Annotated in this window: 24 protein-coding genes and 2 pseudogenes; 7 read left to right on the top strand and 19 right to left on the bottom strand. The window is 60.4% G+C overall.

Features of this window, described 5'->3' with window-relative positions:
• Positions 1-192 precede the first annotated feature (192 nt).
• Positions 193-576: a VOC family protein gene (locus DMO26_RS10590; protein ID WP_117192024.1), complete on the top strand. Its 384-nt coding sequence runs from the start codon at positions 193-195 to the stop codon at positions 574-576.
• A gap of 377 nt (positions 577-953) precedes the next feature.
• On the opposite strand, the gene DMO26_RS10580 is transcribed toward DMO26_RS10590, so the two are convergent.
• The 7 genes from DMO26_RS10580 to DMO26_RS10550 all read right to left on the bottom strand — a co-directional run bounded on the left by DMO26_RS10580 (position 954) and on the right by DMO26_RS10550 (position 7,690).
• Positions 954-1,847, bottom strand: a complete 894-nt coding sequence (locus DMO26_RS10580) for an ABC transporter permease (RefSeq protein WP_117192023.1) — start codon at positions 1,845-1,847, stop codon at positions 954-956.
• Positions 1,847-2,782 (bottom strand): ABC transporter permease, encoded by a 936-nt coding sequence (locus tag DMO26_RS10575; protein WP_117192300.1) that lies wholly within the window; start codon positions 2,780-2,782, stop codon positions 1,847-1,849. Before DMO26_RS10575 ends, DMO26_RS10580 begins: the two co-directional genes overlap by 1 nt.
• Complete coding sequence (locus DMO26_RS10570) at positions 2,782-3,513, bottom strand: glycerophosphodiester phosphodiesterase (RefSeq protein WP_117192022.1); 732 nt, start codon at positions 3,511-3,513, stop codon at positions 2,782-2,784. Before DMO26_RS10570 ends, DMO26_RS10575 begins: the two co-directional genes overlap by 1 nt.
• Positions 3,514-3,528: 15 nt before the next feature.
• On the bottom strand, positions 3,529-4,356 hold the full coding sequence (locus tag DMO26_RS10565) for an ATP-binding cassette domain-containing protein (protein ID WP_117192021.1): 828 nt from the start codon (positions 4,354-4,356) through the stop codon (positions 3,529-3,531).
• Positions 4,353-5,336: an ABC transporter ATP-binding protein gene (locus DMO26_RS10560; RefSeq protein ID WP_404947039.1), complete on the bottom strand. Its 984-nt coding sequence runs from the start codon at positions 5,334-5,336 to the stop codon at positions 4,353-4,355. Before DMO26_RS10560 ends, DMO26_RS10565 begins: the two co-directional genes overlap by 4 nt.
• Before the next feature lie 53 nt (positions 5,337-5,389).
• Positions 5,390-6,946 (bottom strand): ABC transporter substrate-binding protein, encoded by a 1,557-nt coding sequence (locus DMO26_RS10555; protein ID WP_117192020.1) that lies wholly within the window; start codon positions 6,944-6,946, stop codon positions 5,390-5,392.
• A gap of 501 nt (positions 6,947-7,447) precedes the next feature.
• Positions 7,448-7,690 carry an RHS repeat-associated core domain-containing protein gene (locus tag DMO26_RS10550; RefSeq protein WP_117192019.1) on the bottom strand — a complete coding sequence of 81 codons (243 nt, stop codon included), beginning with the start codon at positions 7,688-7,690 and terminating at the stop codon, positions 7,448-7,450.
• 272 nt (positions 7,691-7,962) lie between these two features.
• On the opposite strand from DMO26_RS10550, the gene DMO26_RS10545 reads away from it, so the two are divergent.
• A complete protein-coding gene (locus DMO26_RS10545; protein WP_117192018.1) occupies positions 7,963-8,265 on the top strand; it encodes a hypothetical protein in 303 nt (100 codons plus the stop codon).
• Between the two features lie 43 nt (positions 8,266-8,308).
• On the opposite strand, the pseudogene DMO26_RS10540 reads toward DMO26_RS10545, so the two are convergent.
• The 7 genes and pseudogenes from DMO26_RS10540 to DMO26_RS10515 form a co-directional block, all read right to left on the bottom strand.
• Positions 8,309-8,593: pseudogene (locus DMO26_RS10540) on the bottom strand (MFS transporter); the annotation flags it as partial.
• Between the two features lie 26 nt (positions 8,594-8,619).
• Positions 8,620-9,858, bottom strand: coding sequence for a D-arabinono-1,4-lactone oxidase (locus DMO26_RS10535; RefSeq protein ID WP_117192017.1), 1,239 nt, complete (start codon positions 9,856-9,858; stop codon positions 8,620-8,622).
• A 9-nt stretch (positions 9,859-9,867) separates the two neighbouring features.
• Positions 9,868-10,635: an SDR family NAD(P)-dependent oxidoreductase gene (locus DMO26_RS10530; protein WP_117192016.1), complete on the bottom strand. Its 768-nt coding sequence runs from the start codon at positions 10,633-10,635 to the stop codon at positions 9,868-9,870.
• Positions 10,636-10,948: 313 nt separating this feature from the next.
• Positions 10,949-11,296 (bottom strand): helix-turn-helix transcriptional regulator, encoded by a 348-nt coding sequence (locus tag DMO26_RS33640; RefSeq protein ID WP_162894830.1) that lies wholly within the window; start codon positions 11,294-11,296, stop codon positions 10,949-10,951.
• A 322-nt stretch (positions 11,297-11,618) separates the two neighbouring features.
• Positions 11,619-11,858 (bottom strand): annotated as a pseudogene (locus DMO26_RS34365) (response regulator); the annotation flags it as partial.
• A gap of 55 nt (positions 11,859-11,913) precedes the next feature.
• Entirely contained in the window at positions 11,914-12,141 is a 228-nt protein-coding gene (locus tag DMO26_RS10520; protein ID WP_117192014.1) for a hypothetical protein, read from the bottom strand.
• A gap of 37 nt (positions 12,142-12,178) precedes the next feature.
• Positions 12,179-12,961 (bottom strand): ATP-binding protein, encoded by a 783-nt coding sequence (locus DMO26_RS10515; protein WP_162894807.1) that lies wholly within the window; start codon positions 12,959-12,961, stop codon positions 12,179-12,181.
• Positions 12,962-13,376: 415 nt separating this feature from the next.
• Between DMO26_RS10515 and DMO26_RS10510 the strand changes: the two genes are divergently transcribed.
• Positions 13,377-14,129 carry a helix-turn-helix transcriptional regulator gene (locus tag DMO26_RS10510; protein WP_117192012.1) on the top strand — a complete coding sequence of 251 codons (753 nt, stop codon included), beginning with the start codon at positions 13,377-13,379 and terminating at the stop codon, positions 14,127-14,129.
• Here the strand turns inward: DMO26_RS10510 and DMO26_RS10505 are convergent.
• The 3 genes from DMO26_RS10505 to DMO26_RS10495 form a co-directional block, all read right to left on the bottom strand.
• The gene (locus DMO26_RS10505; protein ID WP_117192011.1) at positions 14,111-15,466 is read right to left on the bottom strand and encodes a leucyl aminopeptidase family protein; all 1,356 of its coding nucleotides are present in this window, start codon (positions 15,464-15,466) and stop codon (positions 14,111-14,113) included. The genes DMO26_RS10510 and DMO26_RS10505 overlap by 19 nt on opposite strands.
• Before the next feature lie 185 nt (positions 15,467-15,651).
• On the bottom strand, positions 15,652-16,341 hold the full coding sequence (locus tag DMO26_RS10500) for an aldolase/citrate lyase family protein (protein ID WP_162894806.1): 690 nt from the start codon (positions 16,339-16,341) through the stop codon (positions 15,652-15,654).
• Positions 16,342-16,363: 22 nt separating this feature from the next.
• Positions 16,364-17,032 carry an RraA family protein gene (locus DMO26_RS10495; RefSeq protein WP_117192009.1) on the bottom strand — a complete coding sequence of 223 codons (669 nt, stop codon included), beginning with the start codon at positions 17,030-17,032 and terminating at the stop codon, positions 16,364-16,366.
• Positions 17,033-17,337: 305 nt separating this feature from the next.
• On the opposite strand from DMO26_RS10495, the gene DMO26_RS10490 reads away from it, so the two are divergent.
• Genes DMO26_RS10490 through DMO26_RS10475 form a run of 4 tightly spaced genes read left to right on the top strand, consistent with a single transcriptional unit; the run spans position 17,338 to position 22,374 of the window.
• On the top strand, positions 17,338-18,261 hold the full coding sequence (locus DMO26_RS10490; protein WP_117192008.1) for an ABC transporter permease: 924 nt from the start codon (positions 17,338-17,340) through the stop codon (positions 18,259-18,261).
• Positions 18,261-19,100 (top strand): ABC transporter permease, encoded by an 840-nt coding sequence (locus DMO26_RS10485; protein ID WP_117192007.1) that lies wholly within the window; start codon positions 18,261-18,263, stop codon positions 19,098-19,100. The genes DMO26_RS10490 and DMO26_RS10485 overlap by 1 nt, the downstream gene beginning before the upstream one ends.
• 48 nt (positions 19,101-19,148) lie before the next feature.
• Positions 19,149-20,726, top strand: a complete 1,578-nt coding sequence (locus DMO26_RS10480; RefSeq protein WP_117192298.1) for an ABC transporter substrate-binding protein — start codon at positions 19,149-19,151, stop codon at positions 20,724-20,726.
• A 19-nt stretch (positions 20,727-20,745) separates the two neighbouring features.
• Entirely contained in the window at positions 20,746-22,374 is a 1,629-nt protein-coding gene (locus DMO26_RS10475) for an ABC transporter ATP-binding protein (RefSeq protein ID WP_226951272.1), read from the top strand.
• Positions 22,375-22,425: 51 nt separating this feature from the next.
• On the opposite strand, the gene eutC is transcribed toward DMO26_RS10475, so the two are convergent.
• Positions 22,426-23,199 carry an ethanolamine ammonia-lyase subunit EutC gene (gene eutC, locus DMO26_RS10470; RefSeq protein WP_117192006.1) on the bottom strand — a complete coding sequence of 258 codons (774 nt, stop codon included), beginning with the start codon at positions 23,197-23,199 and terminating at the stop codon, positions 22,426-22,428.
• On the bottom strand, positions 23,196-24,572 hold the full coding sequence (locus DMO26_RS10465) for an ethanolamine ammonia-lyase subunit EutB (RefSeq protein ID WP_117192005.1): 1,377 nt from the start codon (positions 24,570-24,572) through the stop codon (positions 23,196-23,198). Before DMO26_RS10465 ends, eutC begins: the two co-directional genes overlap by 4 nt.
• Positions 24,573-24,616: the final 44 nt, after the last annotated feature.

The following is a 24,616-nucleotide window of genomic DNA, read 5'->3' as shown; positions in this document are numbered from 1 at the left end:
GGGTTGAAAACTGGTCTCAAATTATCTTGTTTTTAGAGCCGCTCTAAATCTAGAGGCGCGATATTGCGGATTTGCGACAGTGAGATCGCCGTGGAGGCGATTGATTTCAGCGAAGGCGGCGCGGCAAATGGTTCTCAACCGGAATCGTTTTGTTATTCTTCCTTTGCTTCTTCCAAATCTTGCGAGGCAGAGATGGCCGACGAAACAGTCAATGTCCGTTATATGGTCGCCAACGTTGAAATCGCCGTTGAATGGTATGTCACCCATCTCGGCTTCTCTCTCATCTCAAAACAGGCGCCGGCGTTTGCAGATGTCCGGCGCGGGGCATTGCGGCTGCTCCTAAGTGGTCCAATGAGCTCGGCGGGGCGGCCGATGCCCGATGGCGAACAACCGGTGCCCGGAGGCTGGAACCGCATCCATCTGATCGTCGACGATTTGGCCGCCGAGGTGGCGCGTTTGCGCGCAAACGACGTCCGTTTTCGCAATGACATCGTCACGGGGCCGGGCGGTTCGCAGATCCTGCTCGTCGATCCGTCCGGCAATCTCGTCGAACTGTTCCAGCCTGCACAACGGTAGCGGTTGAGAGGGGCATCGAGTGTCGGCGTCTTTCCGCTTCAGCCGCGGATGGATAGCAGGCATTGAGCAACTTTCGGCATTGGATCAGAATTCCAAGCACACTTTGCCGAACTCGCTTTCGGCGACGATTCGGCTTTGCACCGAGTGCGATTAGAGGTCACCATCGAAAGAGTAATGGTTATTTGGAGGGCACGTTGTCCCTCGCGGCGCCTTGATGCCGCTGGCACAAAGGCCCGCTCATATGCAGTGGTACGAACGTCCGATTGGGCATGGTGGTTTCGGGCACAGGTTCCAAGCCTGCATCCGGCTTGGGATAGGTGGCGGAATATGCGCTGCCCGCAGACGCTGAATTCGAACAACTCCAGTTTTTCCTGCGTTTACGCTTCGGTAACCTTCAGCGTCGGATCGAGCCTGTCGCGCAGCCAGTCGCCGACGAGGCTGATCGATAGCGTCGTTAGGAAGATAACGATACCGGCCGGAATGCCCGTCCACCAGGCGGTCGCCAGATAGTTCCGCCCTTCGCCCAACATCAGGCCGAGGCTCGTCTGCGGAGGCTGGATACCGAGGCCGAGGAATGAGAGGGAGGTTTCGACCAGGATCAATTCCGGAAAATTCAGCGTCACCTGCACGATCAGCACCGAAAGAATGTTCGGCAGGATATGCCGGGCATAGATGCGGATCGGGTGAACGCCGAGCGTGCGGATTGCAAACGCGTAACCCTGTCCGTTCGCCTGCAGTACGAGGCTGCGGGTCAGCCGCGCATAGACCTCCCAGCCGTACAGACCGACGACCACAAGAAAGAGTTCGAAATTGTTGCCGAAGAAGGCAAGTACCGCGAGCGCGATGATGAAGAAGGGCATGCTCGCCTGGAAATCCACGAAGACCATGACGATGTCTTCGACGAGCCCACGGAAATGCGCCGCCAGGAAGCCGAGCAACGTGCCGACGGTCGCACCGATCATCGAGCCGACGATGGCGATCAGGACGCTCATGCGCGTCGCATAGATCAATCGGCTCAAGACGTCGCGGCCGAGACCGTCAGTGCCCAACAGGTACTTTGGATTGCCGCCCATGAAAGCCGGCGGCTTGAGACGGTTGAGCAGGCTCTGTTCGGTATAGGCGAAAGGCGCCAGATAATCGGCGCCGATCGCCACCGCCAGAACGAGGAGCAACCAGGCAATGCAGAGCAGGATGATAAACCGTGGCCGACCGGCGCCTTTGAGGCTGACCCAGCGCGAGCGTGGAGCGGGAATGGACTGTTCGATGGCCATCATCCCTCCTTGCTTTGGCGGTTTTCGATGCGGGGGTCGAGCCAGCCATAGGTGAGGTCGACAACGAAATTGGTGACGACCATGGTGAGCGCAACGAGCAGAACGATGGTCTGCACGACAGGGAGGTCGCGCTGGCTGACGGCGTTGACCAGCATCAGGCCGATGCCCGGCCAGGCGAAGACGGTTTCGATAACGACCGCTCCGGCAATCAATCCGCCGAGACGCAGGCCGAGAACCGTGACAACCGGGATCGCCGCGTTGGGGATCGCATGCGACATTACCCTCCGCGTCAGCCGAAGCCCTTTCGCACGAGCGGTGCGCATATAGGGCTGGTGCAACACTTCGAGCATGGAGGAACGGGTGAAGCGCGCCACCGTGCCGGCATTGATGATGCCGAGTGTCACCGCCGGCAGGATGAGATGCCACCACGTCGCCCCGCCCGAACTCGGCAGCACGCGCCAGGTCATGGAAAAGAGCAGGATCATCAGGATGGCGAGGAAGAAATTCGGCATGCTGTGACCGAAGATCGAAAAGGCCATCGCCGCGTGATCTATGCTCGTGCCGCGCTTCAGCGCGGCGGCGATGCCAGTCAGAAGACCAATGACGACGGTGATGGCGAAGCCGGAAAGGCCGAGCAGCAGCGTCATCGGCACTCGTTCCAGAACGACGGTCAGCGCCGGGCGGTCGTTGCGGAAGGAATAGCCGAGATCGCCATGCAGGGCCGACCATATGAAGCGGACATACTGTTCCGGCAGCGATTTATCGAGGCCTAAAGACACACGATATTCCGCGACGATCGCCGGTGGCGTATCGTCCGGCAACATCATCGAGACCGGATCGCCCGAGACGCGCAGCACGACGAACACGAAGGTTACCGCAAGCAGCAGCGTCAGCAGCCCGCGCAGCAGTTTCCCAAGGATGAATTGCAGTCGCATCATGGCGACGTCTCCCAGGCTTCCGCCAGCACCTGACGCGCCGTCACCGGATCGTTGACGAGGAAGCCGGTTGCACCTTCTCGCGTCATGCGGACCAATTCCTTGGCATCGAAATCGCCGACGCCGCGGCCAGTCGCACCCTCGCCTGTCGTGATCCAGACCGGCCGGCCGCGTTCCACATGCGAAAAGACCCGGCCAGGCGCCGCATCCCATTCCCAAATGCGCAGAATGTCACCACCCGCCTCGAAGAAGGCCTCCTCGTCGAATGTCTTGACGAGACCGAGGATCGGCCGGGTCCAGCCGCCATCGCGCATATATTGGACGGAGCCGGAGGCATGCAGGCCGAGGGTGAGACCGCGGTCGGGTTCAGTCGCCAGTGCGGCAAGCAGGATATCCAGCGATTCCGGTCGCTCGTCCTTGACGTCGAATAGAATGGGCTGATCCGCCGGCACGATGTCGAACAAGACCGCAAGTGGCGGCGCGGCTGCGAACCCCTGCGCCTCGATGCCAGCCAGCTCCTCGCTCGTCACCTCCGCGATCGCGTCCTCACGGCCGGCAAGCCGCCTCAGGTCCTTGTCGTGGCAGCAGACGATCTTGCCGTCTCCGGTGATCCGCACGTCTACCTCGATATAATCGGATTTGGCTTCCATCGCGCCGATCCAGGCCGCGGGCGAGTTTTCCCGGTAAAGGGTGGAATAGCCGCGATGGGCGATGATGGCAGGTAGGGACATGGGCTTCCTTGGACTTTACGATGCGAGCCGGCGCTCGCGGGCGCGACGCTCGGCGGGTGTTGCCGCCGGAACCGCCGCCAGCAACGAGCGCGTATATTCATGTTGCGGGTTGGCGAAGATTTCGGCCGCCGGACCGGTCTCGACGACCACGCCCTTCTGCATGACGGCGATGCGGTCGCTGATATGCCGGACGACGCCGAGATCGTGCGAAATGAACAGGTACCCCATCCCGAAGCGGGCCTTGAGATCGTTCAGGAGGTTGATGATCTGTGCCTGGACCGAGACGTCGAGCGCGCTCACGGCCTCGTCGCAAACGACGATCTTCGGGTCGAGAACCAGCGCGCGGGCAATGACGGCCCGCTGCTGCTGTCCACCCGAAAGCTGATGGGAGTAGCGTTCGCCCATGCCCGGAAGACCGACCAGAGCCAGCATTTCTTCGCACCGCGCCTTGCGCCCCACGGCATCGAAAAGTCGATGCGCCTGCATGGCCTCGTCGATCTGGCCACCAATCGTCATGCGCGGATCGAGCGCCTTGGACGGGTTCTGAAATACCATCTGTACACCGCGCCGTTCCCGCCGCCAGGCAGCGGAACCGATCCGCGCATAGGGCTTTCCGTCGAAAGTCACCCTGCCGGAGGTCGGTGCCTCGATGCCGGCAGCGATGCGTCCGAGCGTCGACTTGCCGCTGCCGCTTTCGCCGACGATGCCAAGCGTCTCGCCCGGTTCCAACACGATGTTGACGCCGCCCACCGCCCGCACCACGGTCCTACCGCCGAAAAGACTGCCGCCGGAGCGATAGGCTTTGACGATATCCTCAAGAACCAGCCTGCCCTCGCCGCTCATGCGAAGTCTCCGGCGAAATGACAGGCGGCGCGATGATCGCCGACAACCCGCGAGAGTACGGGCGGGGAATGACATGCGTCCGTTCCGAAGGAACAGCGCGGCCGGAAACTGCAGCCGGCCGGACGGCGTGAAGGGCTTGGAACCGTGCCCTCGATTGCGGCGATGCGGCCATGACTTGTCGTCGTCGCATGCAGGCGGCAAGCCATCAGGCCGCGCGTGTAGGGATGCAGCGGATGTTCGAAAAGCTCGTCGACGGTCGCAGTTTCCACCACCCGACCGGAATACATGACCGCCACCCGGTCGGCGATTTCCGCAACGACGCCGAGATCATGAGTGACGAAGATCATCGCGGCTCCGGTCTCGGCCTGAAGTTCGCGCATCAGCCCGAGGATCTGCGCCTGGGTCGTTACGTCGAGCGCGGTCGTGGCCTCATCGGCGATCAGGAGCTTCGGCCGGCAGGCGAGTGCCATGGCGATCATGATGCGTTGGCACATGCCGCCCGAGAGCTGATGCGGGAAGGCCCTTGACCGTACCTCGGGTTCGGGGATGCCCACGGAGTCGATCAGCTCGATCGCGCGTCGCTCCGCCTCTCTCCAGCTGAGGCCGCGATGCACGACGAGCACTTCGGCGATCTGCATGCCGACTCGGCGCACAGGGTTGAGTGCGGCCATGGCGTCCTGGAAGATCATCGCCATGTCGCGGCCGCGGATGTCGGCAAGCTGGTTTTCGCCGAGTGCAGAAAGGCTCTGACCGAGGAAGGAGATATGGCCGTTCCTGACGACAAGCGGCTCGGACGTCAGTCCCATGGCGGCAAGGCAGGTCAAGCTCTTGCCGCAACCGCTTTCGCCCACGAGACAGAGCGTTTCGCCCGCCCGGACCTCAAGCGATACATCGATCACCAGGTCCGCGCGAGCGGTTCCGACCGTCAGACCGTCGACGGCCAGGATGACTTCCGCCAGCGGCTGAACTCGCTGGGGAATAGACGTTCTCCGCCGGCCTGAACCGGCGGAAAGGATTTCGGCATCGATAACCGTCACGAGCGCTTGGCCTCGATCTGAAGGTTATAGGGGCGCAGGTCCATGTAGTAGAAGTTATAGGGCTGCCACTTGACGGCCTTGCGGACGCCATAGGTTTCGAGCGGCTGGTACAGGATGGTGCCGGGAGCCTCGTCTTCCCAGGCATCGAGCATCTTCTGGAAGATGTCGCGGCGCTTGGTTGTCTCGGAGGTGCGGTCCAGTTCTTCGCCGAGTGCGTTGAACCCGACCGGTGTCCATTCTTTGTTCTGCTGCGGGCCATTATACGGACCCCAGAGGTTCCAGAGGCCACCGGCCGGATCCGGATAACGGATCGAGTTCGACCAGTTGCGGACCATCTTGAGGTCGCCCGTAATAGTGTCGGTGTTTTCAACGATGTCGAGCTTGCCGTTGATGCCGACGGCCTTCCACATTTCCATGATCGCCTGTGCGGCGGGAACGGCGTTCAGGTAGTAGTTGGCCCGGGTGGCGTAATGGATTTCTTCGCCCTTGTAGCCGGCTTCCTTCAAAAGCCGCTTGGCCTTTTCCGGATCGTAGACGAGGCCGGCGCGCTTGTCGTCGTAGAGGGTGCCGAATTCCGGAAACTGGTGGCTCTTCGGCACGACAGCCTTACCGTCCCAAAGCGCGTCGACAAGCAGCTTGCGGTCAATGGCAAGGTTCATCGCCTGGCGGATGCGCTTGTCCTTGATCACCGGATTTTCAGTATTGTAGACAAGCACGTGGGCGTTCGCGAGAACGACGCTGCGGGCCTCCACATCCGGATAGGCGTTGATCTGAGCGATCTGATCGGGCGCGACATTGGCGATGATATCGAACTCGCCACTGACGAGGCCGGCGATGCGGGTGGCCTGTTCCGGCACGACGCGGAATGTCACGGCTTGGACCGTCGGCTTGCCGCCGAAATAGTCGTCGAAGGCGACCAGCTTGATGGACTCGTTCGGCTTGTATTCGGCGAGCTTGAACGGACCCGTACCGACGGGGAACTTAGGGAATTTGCCGCCGGCATTCGCCGTCCAGTCCTTTTTGTTCACGATCCAGGAGGCCCAGGAAGCCAGACGCTGTTCGAGGATCGGATCGACGCCCTTCGTGACGAAGCGGACGGTCAGGGGATCGACCGCCTCGACTTTTTCGAGCCCGCCAAAAAAGCCGGGCCCCTGCTTCATGATGGCATTCTTGCCGCTGAGACGCTCCGGCGAGAAGGTGAAGACCACGTCGGCGGCGGTCAGGACATCGCCGTTGTGGAACTTGACGTCCGGACGCAGCTTGACCTCAAGGGTGCGGTCGTCGATACGCTTCCAGCTTTCGGCCAATGAAGGCACGAGCTTCGAGCCGTCGCCGCCAGGCGAGGACAGGAAATCGCGGCGGATCAGCGTATCGAACATTGAATAGGTGACGCGGGTCCCTACGTTCGAAAGCTCCTGCGCCGGTTCCAGTGTCGGCGGGATGTCTGCGACGGCGACCGAGAGACTTGTGCGGCTATCGCCGGTTTGCGCATTCGCGCCAAAAGGCAAGAGGCCCGCGACAACGAGGGCCAAGGCGATGAGTGATTGTTTCATGAACCGTCTCCTAGCGGGATCTTCCCGACTTCAGCATCGAGCTGTTGACGGCATAGCGCTTCATGTTAACGTTTTTATCACATCAAGATGTGATGTTTAAAAAGCGTCGAAGATGACGAGTTAAGGTGGTCTCTTGATTGATCGGAGAACCCGCGATCAACCAAACCGAGCGTCTCGTTCACGCGCGCTTCCCACGATCGCCAGGAGTGCCTGGTCGTATCGGGAAATGAACGAGAAAACTGCGGTTCATTCTGCACCGAGCCGCCGCCAACCCGCCTCGCTGACACCGAACTCAACTTGACCCAGCAACCGGTGCATCGCATATCGTCCGACCGTGATCCGGAAGCCGTGATTCTCGGCAAACAAATTCCTTTTGACCTCGCAAAAGGGCTGGTAACCGAGTCAGCCTGACGGCGATCAATGGCTAGAGTCGTAAATCAACTTCAAGGCCTGCGCGTCGGAACCTCCACCGTGAAGCGGACTGCCTCAGGTTGTTTCCGATCAGATTGCATATGTGGCTAATGTGGAAGGCATAAGCGATTCTGGTAGGCGTCCTGCGCCAAATACCGGAATTCTGGCATAGGTCGCCCCCTTCGCAAATACGGAGCCCTCGTTGATAAGGTCTTGACCTTCATCCCTCGGCACGAATCTTCCGAAGGCAGGATCGTAATATCTGGCGTTGAGGTACATGAGGCCGGTTTCGACATCCAGGCGTTCGCCGATATAACCCTTCTTCGTCTGCATCGCCGGCCTGCCGGGGGTTGCCCTTGAAGTGGAAGCGGATGCCCCCTTTTCACGCGGCGTCCAAGTTTCTCGGACACTCCATGAAACCCAGTTCTCCGGATGGCAGAGTGGCTGCAGTGGTCCGTAAACCTATACGCGCTGCTTCGGAACCACAATCTTTCGACCTCATTGACTGATTCACACTTCATGAGCTGAGTGCAAGCCTCACGCTCTCGGGCAGCCTCTTGCGAAAGCACTCCCTCGCATTCCGTCTTATGCAAAAGGAGAAAAGGATGACCGATAGAATGGTAACCCCGGCATCGGGAGAGTTCACGGTCCTGAACTTGAGCGCCGTAATAACCATGCTTGCACCGGCACTACAAACGGTAATCGAAAAACTTGCGGCCACGCACTCAGAGGATGACCTAGCCTGGTTCGACGATCTTGAAAAAGAGCTGCTCCTCGATGCCAAAAACACTGTTTCTGAGGGCCTCCCAATTGACGCCGAGGTCGAAGGTCTCAAATTCGGAGTGGACATGCTCCAAGCGACCCTCGATTGTTGCCGCGACAACCTAAGACTTGATCACCGTGAATAAGCGGCGCGTCCCATTTGCCATCGGCAATCGACAGGATACCACCTCAACCGAACCGTCCTGTGGCTCGGTCGGCGGGCTCCGCGGTCATTGTCGTGATGAACAGGATCAGCCCTGCCGACGTCAGGATGAAACCCGCCCAAACGGTAGACAGAAGGCCGAGCCCCGCGCCGATCGTGATGCCGCCCGCCCATGCGCCGAGTGCATTGGCAACGTTGAGTGAAGCAAGGTTCATCGCGCCCATCAAGGTGGCGGACTCCGGGGCGAGGCCGGTCAATCGGACCTGAATGGTCGGGATTGCCGCCATCATGGTCGCGCCGACCCCGAACATCGCCGAAGGCTGAACTGGTTTGACGCTTATCCAAACAACATCTTCAAGTGATCGTTCAGGAACCGGCCCTTAGGATCCAGATCCCGTCTCAGCGCGCGAAACTCCTTGGCGCGAGGATAGAGCTTTGTGACGTCGTCCGTGTCGAGGAAATGCATCTTTCCCCAATGCGGACGAGAATTGTATCCCCGTAGAATTTGATCGACGTCCTTCAGGAAGGGCCAGTAGTCGATACCCGGACCACCTGACACCGATAGCGTGATGCTGTCCTGGTGGTGAAAGGGGCTCATCCATGCTGGATCGCCGGCGGTAAAGCGGTATTCGATCGGATAGATGCAGTTGGTATGCTTGTTCAGCATCAGATCCCGGACAGCCCTCACCGCGGCCTTGCCATGTTCGAGCGGAACCGCATATTCAAGTTCGACGAAATTCGGAACGTATTCGATCGGATAGACCTCGGAACTGTAGGCGATCTTTTCGAATTCGCTCTCCATCGGAGCGGCGTCGGTGATGTCCATCACCTTCATCTCGCAGACGTCGGCCAGCTTGTTCGTGCTCGATACCGCGGACGTGTCGGCAAGGCAGTACAGATGGCGGCTTTCCGGCGTCGGGCACCAGAAGAAGCCGAAATGGCGGTGCCTGGAAGCCAGTTCGTCGTGACGCTCCATGCAGGTCTCGAAATCGTCCCGCCAGAGACGCTCGTGCAGATTATAGGCGTCCATCACGTTGAGCGTCAGCGAGGAGATGATGCCGAGCGTTCCCACCGAGACCTGGGCTGCATGCAGCCTGTCCCTGTCGCGGCCGTCGATATCGAGGACATCCCCGGTCGCAGTGACGATACGCATGCCGGCAATCGACGAGGCCAGGTTTCCGAGCTTGATCCCGGTTCCGTGGGTTCCGGTCGTAAACGCGCCGGCGACGGCCTGGCTGTCGATGTCGCCCTGGTTGATCAGTGAAAGACCGTGTTCTTTCAGCGTCCTGCCGACTTCGTTGATGCGCGTCCCGCCTGCCACCGTAATCTGTTTCCGGTCAAGATCTATGTTCTGCACGCCGCGCAGATTTTCAAGCGACAGCAACAGTCCGTTGGTGCCGACGACGGGTGTGAAGGAATGTCCCGATCCCGAAACACGGACTGCCAAATCGTGCCTGTCGGCTTCGTGAACAAGTTCCGCCACTTCGGCTTCCGTTTCCGGCGATGCCTTGAATTGCGAGACGCAATATTGATTGCCGACCCAGTTGCGCCACAGGCCGCCTTTTTCCAGAGCCATGTCTTCCCCTCACATCGCTGTAAAACAATTATCGACAAACAGATGGGTGCCGCTGACGAAGCTGGCGTCGTCGCTCGCGAGGTAGAGTGCCGCCTTGGCGACCTCGTCGGGCCGGCACATCCTGCCCTGCTGGGCCATGATCGCTGCATCCGAGACGTCGATCCCGTAGCGGGTCAGTTCCTCGACCTCCCGTCGACCATGCGGCGTCTGGATGAAGCCGGGACAGACTGCGTTGCAGCGAATGTTGCGGTCGCGAAATTCGACCGCGATCGCCCGTGCAAACATGTGACACGCACCCTTGGTCGTATCGTAGAGGACCTCCATCGGCGTCGCGGCAACGGCGGAGATCGACGACGTGCAGACGATGGACCCGCCGCCCGCCTCGATCATGTGCGGCAGCACGGCCCGCGTCATCAGGAACATGCTGCGGACGTTGATGGCCATCAGCCGGTCCCAGTCTTCCACCGTGGTTTCGAGAAACGCCCGGACGATGATCGTCCCGGCATGATTGAACAGCACCGTTATCGGTCCGAGTTCGCCGGAAATCACGTCGACCGCCTGATTTACCTGCAATTCGTCGGAAACGTCGGCGGGCGCAAATGTCACCTTCAGGCCTTCTTCCCGCATGCGGGCGGCGACGGCTGCCCCCTGGCTATGCGGGAGATCGACGATCCCGACCGCCGCCCCCTCTCGCGCAAAAAGCTCGCTCGCTGCGAGACCGCATCCACCCGCGCCGCCACTGATAAGCGCAACTTTACCGTCGAGACGAAGAGCCATTCATCCTCCTACTGTCGTTGATAACCGCCGGCCAATCGCCGAATTGGGCTGTCTTCGCGCCTCTTATTCTCCGGCCGACGAAGGGCGGCTATGCTTCTGCTTGATGGCAGCAACTTGGCCTAATTCTGCGCCGCGGTCTATTGCCGACATGCCATGCTGTTCAGGTGTGTAGGCTGGCCGGCCGATCTGACGGAGTCTGCGCTGTTGAGAGGGTACGTACCGCTAGTCCGCATTGCATGGAACTGCGCTGCTCATCGCAGTCAACGGCGCGGAAGGCTGCCACCGCATGTCCAATGCGCGACGGCGGCTTCGATCAACCCTTCAGCTTTCGCGACGCCGACATCACCGGCTTTGTGACATCGCCATCACTCCCGCCAAAGACCTTGACCGCAAGCGTAGCGGCCGAAGTACGTTTTTCCACGGCGAGCTTGTTGAAGATCTGTTCCATGTGCTTGCTCACGGTCCGAGGCGACATGTCGAGGATATCGGCGATCTCCTTGTTCGACTTGCCATGCGAAACCCAGAGCAGCACCTCGGCCTCGCGCAGCGTCAGGCCGAAGGCCTTGACGAGCTGTTTCCTCGTCGATGCCGCGGTAACGATCGACGAGCCTGAGCAGGATTTCACCGTTCTGGCTATGCGACAACAGCCGGAACTCGACATCCTGGGAATGGCGCGAGTAGCGCAATGCCTGCGGCAATGGCGGTCCGTCCTGGGGTTGCGGTTCACTCAGCCAACCGGCCCTCTCCCACGGCAAATAGGCACCGGCGTCGGGCCGCACCCCGACCCGCAGGAGCAGTTCGCTGGCTTGTGGCGTCGACCAGCCGATGCGGCCGTTGCCGTCGCAGGCAACGATCCAGCGTCCGGTGGAATCGAGCGCATTGCGGGCTGACCGAGCGCGCCTGGCATTGCCGAGATGCACCCGCATCCGGGCGAAGAGCTGATCGAGCAGGATCGGTTTGCTGACGAAATCGACGCCGCCCAAAGTCAGCGCCTTCACCACGTGTTCACTCTCGTCGTATCTGGTCATGAAGATGATCGGCAGGTCCTGGAACCCCCGCGCGGCCTTGAGTATCTGGCAGGTCTCGAACCCGTCCATGCCCGGCATGATCGCATCCATCAGGACAATATCGGGGACTGTCGTGTTGGCAAGCGTGATCACCTGCCTGCCGCTGCTGGAGACAACCACGTCCATGCCCTCGAGGCTCAGCGCGTCGGAGAGCATGGCAAGCGCATCGGGGGAGTCGTCGACGATCAGAACTTTGCTGTAATCGGATATCTCAGGCATTGTTCTTGGTCTCCTCGATTACGGCGAGGAAATCGCGCAGGCGATAAATCGTGGCCAGATGACGCATGTGTCTGCAGAACCGCACCGTTTCCCGCGAGGAGACTTCAAGATCGTTCAGCATGGCCTCGATCGAGCGGATGAAACCCGTCTGCCCGAGGGTGCGCAACTGGCGCAGCTTCTGCTTGTCCGGCAGTTCCGCATCCAGGAAGCGCGGCGTCACCTGACCTCCTCCGGCCGGCCGTCGTCGTAGGTCCAGCTCAACGGAACGAGCGCTGCCAGTCGTTCGAAGAGTTCCTCGAGCCGAAGGGTTTGATCAGGTAGGAATCGTAGAGGTCCGTGTACTCGGGCCTGGTTCGCTCGGTGCCGGCATCGGCGGACAGGATGAGGATCGGCAGGTCACGGCCGAGGCGCTGCCGAATCCGCCGGGCCACCTCCCAGCCGGACATCGTCGACATAGCGATGTCGACGATGTCGGGGCGATGAAGCGCCAATTGCGACAGGCAGGCAGGTCCATCCGTCACGGTGATGACCGAAAAGCCCATCGGCACCAGGACGTCCTCCATCAGCGCCCGTTGGACCGGATCATCGTCGGCGATCAGCACCGTCCGGCGCGGGCCTTCATAACCGATGATGGCGAGTGCTAGTCCCGCCATGTCGTCCGGCTTGGCCGCCAAAGACAGCATGAGCCGGATGGTGAAATGCGTGCCCTTCCCGGGCGTGCTTTTCAAGGTAAGCTCGCCGCCCATAATCTCCACCAGCAATTTGGTGATCGTCAGGCCAAGGCCGGTGCCGGGCGGACTGGTGTGTCCGACTGTAACCTCGGCACGTTCGAAAGGGAGGAAGATCCGCTCGATATCGCTCGCCTTTACCCCGACGCCGGTATCCTCGATCTCGAAGGTCGCCACCTGCCCGCGATAGGACAGGCTGAAGCAAACTCTGCCGGTATGGGTAAACTTGATGGCGTTGGAGAGCAGGTTGATGTGATTGGTAAGGTTGTCTTGCTCGTTTCTGCCGCCTTCCGGAGCATGGCGGAATATCACGTGCCAAAGGCGAACGTCCCGAGAACGGCTTATGCATTTTCAGGCTGCCGCCCTCGCCGTCATACCGGGGCAGATCGAATGAGATCGTCAAGCGATTTCAAGGCAATGCCGGCGGTGAAGGCGGCATCAGACATCGGTGATGTCGCGGCATCGCCTAGGCCGGCAGGCGGAGCGACCAAATGGACGCGATAACGATTGAAGGCAGGAGCGAATCCATGCAACGGAGCATAATTGACGTGAGCAGTTTACGCCAGCTTGTTGCGATTGAGCCTGAGGGGAGCGGGAATCCACCCCGCGTCATACGCATATACCTACTTCATTTTTGATATGCAGGATTGCCAAAGCTCATTGCGATCGGCCAAAGTTTCAGCATAAGATTAAGAAGTCTGGAATTTAGGCAACTGACGGCACGGAAATGAAGAGCTATCTTCAGGATCAAAGCAGAAGGCGAGGTAACTTGCCGCCAGATCTCGAGAGTATCTTCGACAGCGCGATGGTGCAGGCAGCGGGATTCGGGCTTGAAGGCTTGATTTACGACTATACACCCGTGCCGTTCACCCCCGACGGGCAAGTGGTGCCGCCGACCATCGTCAGCATGCGCAACATGCCCAACGATATGGAAGCTATGTGGTTCGACGAGGGGCTGTATCTGTCAGACCCGGTCCAGATTATGGCATTGAGATCCATTCAGCCTCTCTATTGGTCTTATCATTTCGATGAGCCTTCCGTGCTGACACCGACGGCTCAGGGCGCTGTCGCAAATTATCTTCGAGACTCCCAGCTAGCACGAGGCCTGACCATACCGGTCCAGACCCCGTCAAAAGGATGCGCGACGGTAACGGGTTTCTGGCGGCAGCCGCCCGATAAGCAGGTTTTGGAGAGCTTCTTTGTCGCCGAGTTCATGTTGTTTGCCCACAAGCTGCATGGAACGCTGCTGCTGGAGGCAAAACAAGAAGACCTGACAACCGTTGCCGTACGCTTGACACCGCGAGAAAGCGAATGCATCCGCCTTTGCGCGGAAGGCCTGTCGGATAAGCAGGTGGCATACGTGCTGGGCCGTTCGATCTCGACAGTCGTGATGCATCTTCAATCGGCCATGCGGAAGCTGGGAGCACGCAACAGGGCGCAGGCGATCGCCCGCGCCGCCCATTACGGAATATTGCGGTAAAACTTCCTGTGCTTGAGGGCCATGTAAATGGCCCGGATAGCATGATCGGTTCCACCGACGGGACGCGAATTCGTTTGCCTTTTTGTCCAGCCAGGAATGTCGAAATGGGCCCAGAGATGGCTTCTGGCGACGAATTTCCTCAGGAAAAGGGCGGCTGTTATTGATCCCGCAAACGACTCCGATTTGAAGTTGTTACAATCCGCAGGCTCGGAAGACAGCATGAATTCATAGTCGCTCCAGAGCGGCATTCTCCATACCGGATCATCCCAGCGCGTACCCTGCTCGCAAAGCGACGCTGCGAAGCCGTCGTCCGTGCAGTAGAGAGCGGCGATATCGGATCCGAGAGCCACGCCCGCCGCCCCGGTCAGAGTTGCGAGATCGATGAGCGCCACCGGCGCCTCCTCATCGGCATATGCCAAGGCATCCGCGAGAATAAGGCGTCCTTCCGCATCGGTGAAGCCGATTTCGACAGTGATGCCGTTTCTTGCGCGAATGATGTCGCCTGGGCGAAACGCCGAGCTCGCCACCGCACTTTCGACGATCGGGACGATCACGCGAAGCCTGACAGGGAGATTTGCAGAGATTACCGCATGCGCAATGCCAAGAGCATTCGCCGCACCCGCCATGTCGCATTTCATCGACTCCATGTGATCGAAGGACTTGAGGTTGAGGCCTCCCGTGTCGAATGTGACGCCCTTGCCCACAACGGTTACCTTCGGGTCGCTGGCATGGCCCCAGGTCAAATCCAGCAGGCGCGGCGCCTCGGCCGATGCGCGCCCCACCGTGTGGACCAAAGGAAAACCGTGCACCAGGAGTTCGTCACCGACGAAGGATGTGACGCTCATCTCGTGGTCGTACGCAAATCTTCTGATCGCGGCGTCCAGTTTCTCAGGTCCCAAATCGTTGGCGGGAAGATTGATCAGATCGCGCGCGATGAAAGCGGCCTGTGCAAGCCTGTCGACTTCAGGCCGGTCGATATCGGAATTGAAAGCCAGTTGCGGCGATCTGGGAAAAATCTTGTAGCTGGAAAACCGGTAAGAGCCGAGGATGAAACCGAGCGCGGCGGCGGTTGGGTCCTCGAAACCGCCTTCGAGCGTGTAGATCCCCTCAGGCAGAGCCATTGCAGCCAGACCGGTTGCCATATCGCGGGTTTCCGATGCCTTGCCCATGCCGAATAGCCAGGCCGCAATAGCACCCTCATCGTCTGGAACCGAAAGCAGACGCCCTTTCTGGCCGCAGAAACCGTGCGAGAAAGCCCAGCGGCTTGTCTTCGCGTCCTGCTCCTGCAGCAGAGGGGACGACTCAGTAATGCAGACGAGCGGAACGGATTTCTCCATGGGTTGGCCCCTTTCTGAAAGGCACGACGGGATATGCGGGGAAAGGATCGGTAAAATCGTGCGTGACACCCGCTATGCTTCCGACCCGGTGCGGCCCCGGCCCGCTCCTAGCCCGATCGCGCGGTGATTGCGGCTCGTGTCGTCTGGACGTTATGCGCCAGCTGCTGCCTGAGAAGTACATAGTCTCACCCGATGGCGACGAGCCGGTACCCCGCGTCGAGCATGGCGCCGACGTCCTCCGGCCGAACAGTCGCGGCGGCTATGACACTATGACGGTGGCAGAGGTCGCGGATACGTTTCGTATCGTCATCCGGAAGGTGAACGATCTCCATTGCGGAGAGCCCGGGCGTGGCAATGATGGCCTCCGCATTTTGCGCGCCCTCAGCCGACTCGATTATCCCGACAACGAGATATTCCGCGTCCGGATTGAGTGGCCACAGATCTCGGCGCTCCGCCGGCAGGTTGAGGCCAGCATGAGCATGGGCTTCGTTGTGCCGCACCGCCGATATGGCGGCCTCAAGCTGCTGACGGCTTTCGACGAACGGAATCCAGATCCCCATGGCAGGTCCGCTTCTCAATGTCGAAGCGATCTCATAACGAGGCTCCCAGCCGGCGCGATGGCCAAGTTTCACTAGCACGGCCGGCGCCAGCCCGGGTGCAAAACGTGATCCGAAATCACTCGTTTGCAGCAGGAAACGCTGTAGCGCCGAATGGTCGAGCAGATCATGCTCGATATCGGCGACGATGAAATCCGCACCGCTCCTCGCGACGACTTTGGCGATGCGCGGTGTAGAATAGGCTGCTGTCCAGATGCCGACGGCCGCCTGCCCGCTTTCCAGCCTCGCCATGAGCGGGTTGAGACGTTTTGGTCGCATATCCATCGTCCCTTCGCAAACGTCAGGCCTCGATGATCGGGATCGCCGCCAGCGCCTCGACGATGCGGCCGGGCAGCGATCCGCCCGGCGCCGCCAGCGCCTCGACCAGACGCGCCTTCCGTTGACTCTGTTTTGGAACGACAGAGAGAACTGCAGCGGTGGCAGCAGCCGGGATGACCGCAACCCCGTCACTGTCTCCAACGATGAGATCGCCCGTCTCGATCGTCAAGCCCTGCAGCGTTTCGGTCATTCCGATGCGACCCTGGGTATCGTCCCGTGGCGAAGAGGGATGCGTGCCGCAAGCAAATACGGCCAGCTCCAGCCGGCCGATTTCCTCGCTATCGCGGAGCAGCCCATCGGTCACGATCGCCGCGACGCCCCGGCGCCGGGCAAGTTCGGCGAAGATCGCGCCGAATTCCGCACTGTCGCGCCGGCCACCGGCGGCAATGACAAGCACCTGACCGGACGTCGACGTATCCAGCGATTTCCACTGCGCCATACTTCCGGAACCGATCGTCACTGCCGTTCCGACAAAAGAGGACTTGCCTCCGAACGACCGCATCGGCGTCCCTAGGCAAACGACCCGGGAATCCGCATCGGCCAGAAGCGCGCTCGAAACGTTTGTCAGGGACTGCCGCACAGCGATATCGAAGCTGGCATCATGTGGCTTTACCAGAATGGATCGGGTCAATTCAGAAGCTCCTCGAAAGATGGCGCGGCCGCTCCGCGGCCTCGGAGGAGATGTCCTCTCTCAACGATTTGCTATTATCGAGGAGAATGAAGGGACAAGCCACCGCCCTCAATCTGTAACATATTACAGATGGAACACGCGGAACCGCCTCGATAGCCTGGCAATCGGATGCAGCGCATTGACGCGGCCTCCCGGTCCCAAACCTGTTGCAAGGCCCGGAAACGTGGCGACACTTTCAATCAAGAACAAAAGTGCGGAAGCACCTTCGCGTCCATCACCCGGCGCGTCGAAGGGAACATGAAACAATGCGGACGAGGTTCTGGATCTCTCGCCTCTTGAGGACGCTTGTCACGATCTGTTTCGTGGTGACCTTCACATTCGTCGTACTTCGCACGACGGGGGACCCGGTCGTGGCGCTGCTGAGCCCCGACGCGCTGCCATCGGAAATCGAGCAGTTCCGCATCCAGTGGAAGCTGGACCGGCCAATGATCGAGCAATACATCTCTTATGGGGCAAACCTGCTGACAGGCGATTTCGGCCGCTCCTACCAGGATGGCAGGCCGGCTCTGCAAAGCATCTTGGAGCGGCTGCCCAACACCTTACTGCTTGGCGGCTTTTCCTATCTCATCGCCATCCTGATCGGAATTCCCTCCGGCATAGTCGCCGCGCTGAACAGGGGCCGCCTGATAGACCGCGCCGTGATGTCACTTGCCGTCTTCGGCTTCGCCATGCCGAATTTCTTCCTTGGAATCCTGCTCATTCTCGCCTTCTCGTTCGGGCTCAGGATGCTGCCGAGTGCGGGCATGGGAACGTTCTCCCACCTCCTCATGCCGTCGTTCACGCTCGGTATCTACGTTGCCGGAACATTAGCGCGGTTCACGCGCTCCGCCATGCTCGAAGTGCTGGACAAGCCTTACATGAAATTGGCACGGGCGAAGGGGGCGGCACCGTTCCGGCGCGTTTTCGTCCATGCCCTGCCGAATGCCTCCATCCCGATCGTGACGATCGTCGGCCTCAATCTCGGCTCTCTCGTCAGCGGCGCCGTCGTCGTGGAAACCGTGTTTGGCTGGCCGGGCATCGGTCGGCTTCTCGTAACAGCCGTCACCGCGCGCGACCTTGCCCTGGTACAGGGCCTGGTGCTTGTGATGTCGATCTTCATGATCGTGTCGAACCTTGTCGTGGACCTCGCGTATGGGATTCTCGATCCGCGCATAAGGAGCAGCCGCTGATGCTGAGATCCATGCCCTGGTCTATCCGCCTGACCTTCCTTCTCCTGTTCCTGCTTGTCGTGGTTGCTCTTCTAGCGCCACTCCTGACGCCTTATGGAATAGCCGACCAGAGCCTGCTCGCCCGCCTCAAACCGCCGATGTATCTGGGCGGGGTGCCGGACCATCCGATGGGGACGGACCGGCTGGGACGCGACATTTTCTCAAGGCTGGCCTTCGGGTTCAAGGTGTCGGTCGCTGTTGCCTTGCTCGGAACAGTCATGGGCGCGGTCTTCGGCTGCGCGGTCGGGTTTATCGCCGCCCACTTCCGCGGCTGGGCCGAAGAAGCGCTGATGATGGTCGTGGACATGCAGGCATCCTTGCCTTTCATCCTCATCGCGCTGACCCTGCTCGCCTTCTTCGGAAATTCGCTGGCGCTGACGGTGATGCTCATGGCGCTCTACGGTTGGGAGAATTATGCCCGGCTTGCGCGTGGCGTGGTTCTCTCGGCGGTCGCTCAGCCTTATGCCGAAGCGGTGACCACGCTTGGTGCCACACCCTGGCGGCTGTATTTCCGGCACATCCTGCCGAACATCATGGGCGTCCTCATCGTCCAGGTGACGCTGACCTTCCCGCAGATCATCCTGCTTGAATCCGCCCTGAGCTTCCTTGGCCTCGGCATTCAGCCGCCGCTTACGAGCCTTGGCCAGATAATGGGCGACGGGCGCGACTACCTTTCTACCGCCTGGTGGATCTCGGTCATCCCAGGCGCAGTGATTTTCATCATAGCCCTTGCCGTCAGTCTGATCGGCGACTGGCTGCGCGATCGGCTCGATCCGACGCTGAAACGGGAATTCGGCTGAAAAGAATGCGTGATCGCCCGTGCATTCGCAAACAAGGAGAGATCGAAAATGCTGAAGAGAAGAGAGTTTGGCAAACTTGCGTTTGCAGGCGGAGTGACGTCGCTGGCAGCGCCTCGGGTTGCCTTACCTCAAATCGCGCCACGGCCCGCCCTTACGGTGGCCGTCGAAGCGCTGTGGCAGAATATCGCGCCGATCAACGGCATTTCCAATGCGAGCGCCCGGATTTTTCCGAACGTCTACGACCGGCTGGTCGAGATTGACTATCTGAAGGATCCGACCGGCCAGACCCTCTCTCCGCGCCTGGCGACCGGCTGGAGCCGCAAGGACAACGTGTGGACGGTCGAGCTTCGGCCGGGCGTCAAGTTCCATAATGGCGCGACCATGACGGCCGAGGACGTGGCCTTCACGCTGTCGGAGGAACGGCTTTGGGGAAAAACAGCCTACGAACCCCGCGGCCGTACGTTCGCAGCGGGCTTCGTACGCGTCGAGGCGGTGGGACCGCTGACTGTGGAGATCGAAACCGCAGAGCCGGACATCAACGTCCCTGGAAAGCTTTCCGGTTATATCGGTTATGTGGTGCCCAAAGCCTATTATCTGGAAAAGGGCGTCGACGGTTTCGGTCAGGCACCAGTCGGGACCGGACCTTACAAGATACGCAGCTATCGCGGCAACGAAGCCGCGGTCCTCGACGCTTTCGACGACTATTGGGAAGGACCTCCGCCGGCTCGTTCGCTCACGTTCAAACTGGTGCCGGAATATGCCGGACGTCTGGCCGGCCTGGCGACAGGCGAGTTCGACTTCATCTGCTCCATACCCACGGACCAGGAAAAACAGGTCCAGGGCCTTTCCGGCGTCAAGCTCGTTCGCCAGCAGGTCGGCAACTACACGGCCGTGCTGTTCAACACGCGAAACGATCCGGAGGGCAATCCGCTCCAGAACCAGGATTTGCGCTATGCGCTGATCCGGGCGGTCGACATGGATACGATCGTCAAGGCTCTCTTCGGCGACGCCACCTTCTTCCCCGCAGTGCCGTTCAATTTCCCCGAATACGGCAGGTATTACGATCCGGCGGCAAAGCCTCGTCTGCCCTTCGATCCCGCAACCGCCAAGGCGCTCGTCGAAAAAAGCGGCTATAAGGGACAGAAACTGATCTGGCATATCACGCGCGGCTTCTGGACCAACTACGATGCCGCCGCCGAGATCATGGTGGAGATGTGGCGCGCGGTTGGCATCAATGTCGAGGCGCAGTTCCTCGACAACTTCCAGCTTGCCTATGCACGTCCGTTCCACATGCTTGCGGTATCCGGCGGCACGACCTTCATTCCTGGCGACCCCTACCAGCCGCTCTGGCTGGACTGGAGCCCGACCGGGGTCATCTCCTCTGCGGCCTGGAAGACCTGGGACCCGACTCCGGAATTCGTCGAGACCGGAAAGGCCTATTCCAGCGCGATCGATCTCGATGAGCGCAAACGCCTGTTCAACAAGCTCTCGGACGAATGGCAAAGGGTGACGCCCGGCCAATACATGTGGAAATCGGTCGCCAACTGGGCTCATCAGGCGAAATACGGCTGGGTCGCCATACCGGAATTCGAGATGCGCATGCGTGGCGGCTACTTGAAACTCTGAAGCGGATTCCAAACAGGTGATGATGAACCATAATTCCGGCACCGACGCCGATACCGTCCGCAAGCCCGTTATCGACATACGACACCTGACGATCGCCTTGCCGAAATCGGCGGATCGTGCGCATGCGGTAAAGGACCTGTCCTTCACCGTCCATGCCGGCGAAACGTTGTGCGTGGTCGGTGAATCCGGTTCCGGCAAGTCAGTCACGTCGCTGGCCATCATGGGCCTGCTGGACACGGGGATTCGCGTCGCTTCCGGGGAGATCCGTTTCGAGGGCCGGGATATCCTGACGCTCGACGCCGCAAGCCACCGGGGTGTGGTCGGATGCAGGATCGCCCTGATTTTCCAGGAGCCGATGGCCTCCCTCAACCCCGTCTACCGGGTGGGCGACCAGATCGCAGAAGTTTTCCGGATTCACACCGATCTCGACCGGCAAGCTGTCCGCAAACGGGTCATCGACCTGCTCGGCGAGGTCCACCTGCCCGATCCTCAGAAAATCTACAACGCCTACCCGCACCAGCTGTCCGGAGGTCAGTGTCAGCGCGTGGTCATCGCCATGGCGCTCGCCCTTGAGCCCGCTGTCCTGATCGCCGACGAACCGACGACGGCGCTCGATGTCACCACTCAGGCGCAAATCCTTCACCTGATCCGTGAATTGCAGCAACGGCATCGCACCGCAGTGATTTTCATCACCCACGACTTCGGCGTAGTGAAGGATATCGCCGACCGAATCGTCGTGATGGAGAAAGGCCGGCTCGTCGAAAGCGGGCCGGCTGAAGCCGTGCTCCGACAGCCGCAGGAGCCTTACACGCGAGCTCTGCTGGCCGCCGTTCCAAAGCTCAATCCGCGTGACGCCCGGCCGAACTCACAGCCGCTGGTCATGGAAGCGCAGCGATTGCGCAAGACCTTCCATTCAGGAGGACGAAGGCTCGCAGCGCTCGACGACGTCAGCCTCACGCTTCGCCGCGGCGAGACGATCGGTCTCGTGGGGGAGTCGGGGTCCGGCAAATCGACCTTTGCAAGGGCGATCATCCGGCTGGTCGAGACCGATTCAGGCGAGATCCACATCAACGGACAGGACATTACTCGACTGGATGGGAAGGCGCTGCGCCATCTGCGCAAATCGGTACAGATCGTCTTCCAGGATCCTTACAGTGCGCTGGACCCGCGCCAAACGGTCGGGACCACGATCGCCGAAGGCCCTGTCATTCACGGAATGCCTGCCGCAGAGGCCGGCGCGCGCGCCCGGGACCTGCTGGCGGCCGTGGGGCTTGGTCCCGATGCGGCAATGCGATATCCGCGAGAATTCTCCGGCGGACAGCGGCAACGCATCTGCATTGCCCGGGCGCTCGCGCTGGAGCCGGATCTGCTGATTGCCGACGAATCCGTTTCGGCGCTCGACGTGTCGGTTCAGGCGCAGGTTCTGGATCTCTTGAACCGAATGCAGGAGCAGCATGGTTTCGGCATGATATTCATCACCCATGATCTGAGAGTGGCAAGCTCGATCTGCGACCGGATCGCCGTCATGCAGCGCGGACGGCTGGTTGAGGTCGCCGAGCCAAGCCGGTTGTTCAGACATCCGGAACACAAATATACCGCCCGCCTTCTGCGTGCCGTGCCGGGAACGACCGAAGAAGTCGCGACATGATCGCCGCTACCCTGAATCGCAATCCCGCGATATCATCCTGTATCGGCCGGGCTAGCTTTCCGGCAAGGCCACCTGCTGCTCTTCCTTGAGATCAACTCCCGTAAGCTTCCGTTTCAAGGCCTCACGGATCAGCCACATTATCTTGGCGACGGCCAGCGGCGGCTTCAGGCCCGCTTCCCGGATATTGGATATGCAGTTGCGCGCCGCATCGGACAGACCGATGCGCGGGGCATACGTGATATAGGCGCCCAGGCTGTCGACGGAGGAAAGGCCGGGCCGTTCACCGATCAGCATCAACGTCAGACGGGCTTGCATTAAGGCCCCTATCTCGTCGCCGATGGCAACACGGCCGTTTCTCACCGTAACGATCACACCGGTGCTCAATCCCTCTTTCTCAAAATGCGGCAGAAGACCACTGATGAACGGAATGGCGTTGGCCGCGATTGCTGTCGATGAAAGACCATCGGCCACGACAATCGCCACATCACAGGGCGTCGCAACTTCGGCACGCAATCGTCCGGCATCCGTTTCAGCCAACTGGCGACCGAGATCCGGACGCGCCAGATAGATCTGGCGGGTTTCCGCCCGGCTGGAAATGGCAAGGCTTTTTACTCCGAGTTCGGAAAGCGACGCGTGCAATGCCTTGGCATCGAAGGGTATGTTGACGGCATCCCGGGCGCTGGCATGCGCGAAGGCGAATTCGAGCACCCTTGCGGTCGGAAGGGAATTGCCGCAGCGACCGAGCGCGATCCGTGCATCGGTATGCCGCCGCAGCTTTTCCCATGGATCAAGGGTGAGAACGGCCGCTTTATTGTTGGCGCTCATATTGCGATCCTCAGAAGCGATTGGCAGGGGTTTTGAGGAACGAGCCGCCCATGCATATCCGTCACACGCATGCGGTCCAGCCATTGCTGGAACTCCGGCGCGCGCTTGAGGCCGAGGACCTCCCGGATATAAAGCTGGTCGTGGAACGATGTCGATTGATAGTTCAGCATCACGTCGTCGGCGCCGGGAATGCCCATGATGAAGCTTATGCCCGCCGTTCCCAGCAAGGTCAGGAGCGTATCCATGTCGTCCTGATCCGCTTCGGCATGGTTGGTGTAGCAGATGTCGCAGCCCATCGGCACGCCCAGCATCTTGCCGCAGAAATGGTCTTCAAGCCCCGCCCTGATGATCTGCTTGCCGTCATAAAGATATTCAGGACCAATAAAGCCCACCACCGTATTGACGAGCAATGGATGGAAAGCGCGCGCAACCGCATAGGCGCGCGCTTCGCAGGTCTGCTGGTCGACGCCGTGATGCGCATCGGCCGATAGCGAAGATCCCTGCCCCGTCTCGAAATACATGACATTGTTGCCTATCGTGCCACGCCTGAGGGACTGGCCGGCCTCATAGCCCTCGCGCAGCGTGGCTAGCGAAATACCGAAAGAGGCGTTTGTCTTTTCCGTCCCGGCGATCGACTGGAATACCAGATCGACGGGCACGCCCCGTTCTGCCATGGCTATGGATGTGGTGACATGCGTCAGCACGCAGGACTGCGTTGGGATCTCGTAACGCGCTATAATTTCGGCAAGCATTTCAACGAGGCCCGTCAGTGCCGGGATGCTGTCCGACGCCGGATTGATGCCGATCACCGCATCGCCGCAACCATAGAGCAGGCCGTCGACGATGCTCGCCGCAATGCCGAGCCGGTCGTCATAGGGATGGTTCGGCTGCAGCCGCACGGCCATGGTCCCTGTCAGCCCGATCGTGTTTCGGAAGCGGGACACCACCTCGACCTTTCGGGCAGCCAGTATCAGGTCCTGGTTGCGCATCAGCTTGGACGTCGCCGAAACCATTTCAGGGGTAAGTCCCGCGGCGAGCGCGGCAAGCGATGCGGACGTTGCCGCCGGCGACAGCAGCCAGTCCCGGAACTGGCCGACAGTCATGTGGGATACCGGCGCGAAAGCCTGCCGGTCATGCGTGTCGACGATCAGTCGCGTGACCTCGTCGTCCTCATAGGGGATAAGCGCCTCGGTCAGGAAATTTTTCAGCGGAACATCCGCAAGGCACATTTTCGCGGCGATATTCTCGGCAGCGGTACCCGCCGCAACCCCCGCGAGGTAATCACCGGAACGGGGCGGCGATGCCTTGGCCATCAAAGCCTTGAGATCGACGAAGCGAAACCGCTGACCGCCCACGGAGATCTGATAGGTCATGAAAGGATGCTTTCCGGATAAGTCTTCTCAAAAAGACAGAATGG

It is taken from the genome of Rhizobium terrae (assembly GCF_003425685.1).
Classification (GTDB): Bacteria; Pseudomonadota; Alphaproteobacteria; order Rhizobiales; family Rhizobiaceae; genus Neorhizobium; species Neorhizobium terrae.
This window is presented reverse-complemented; position numbering and strand designations above follow the sequence as displayed.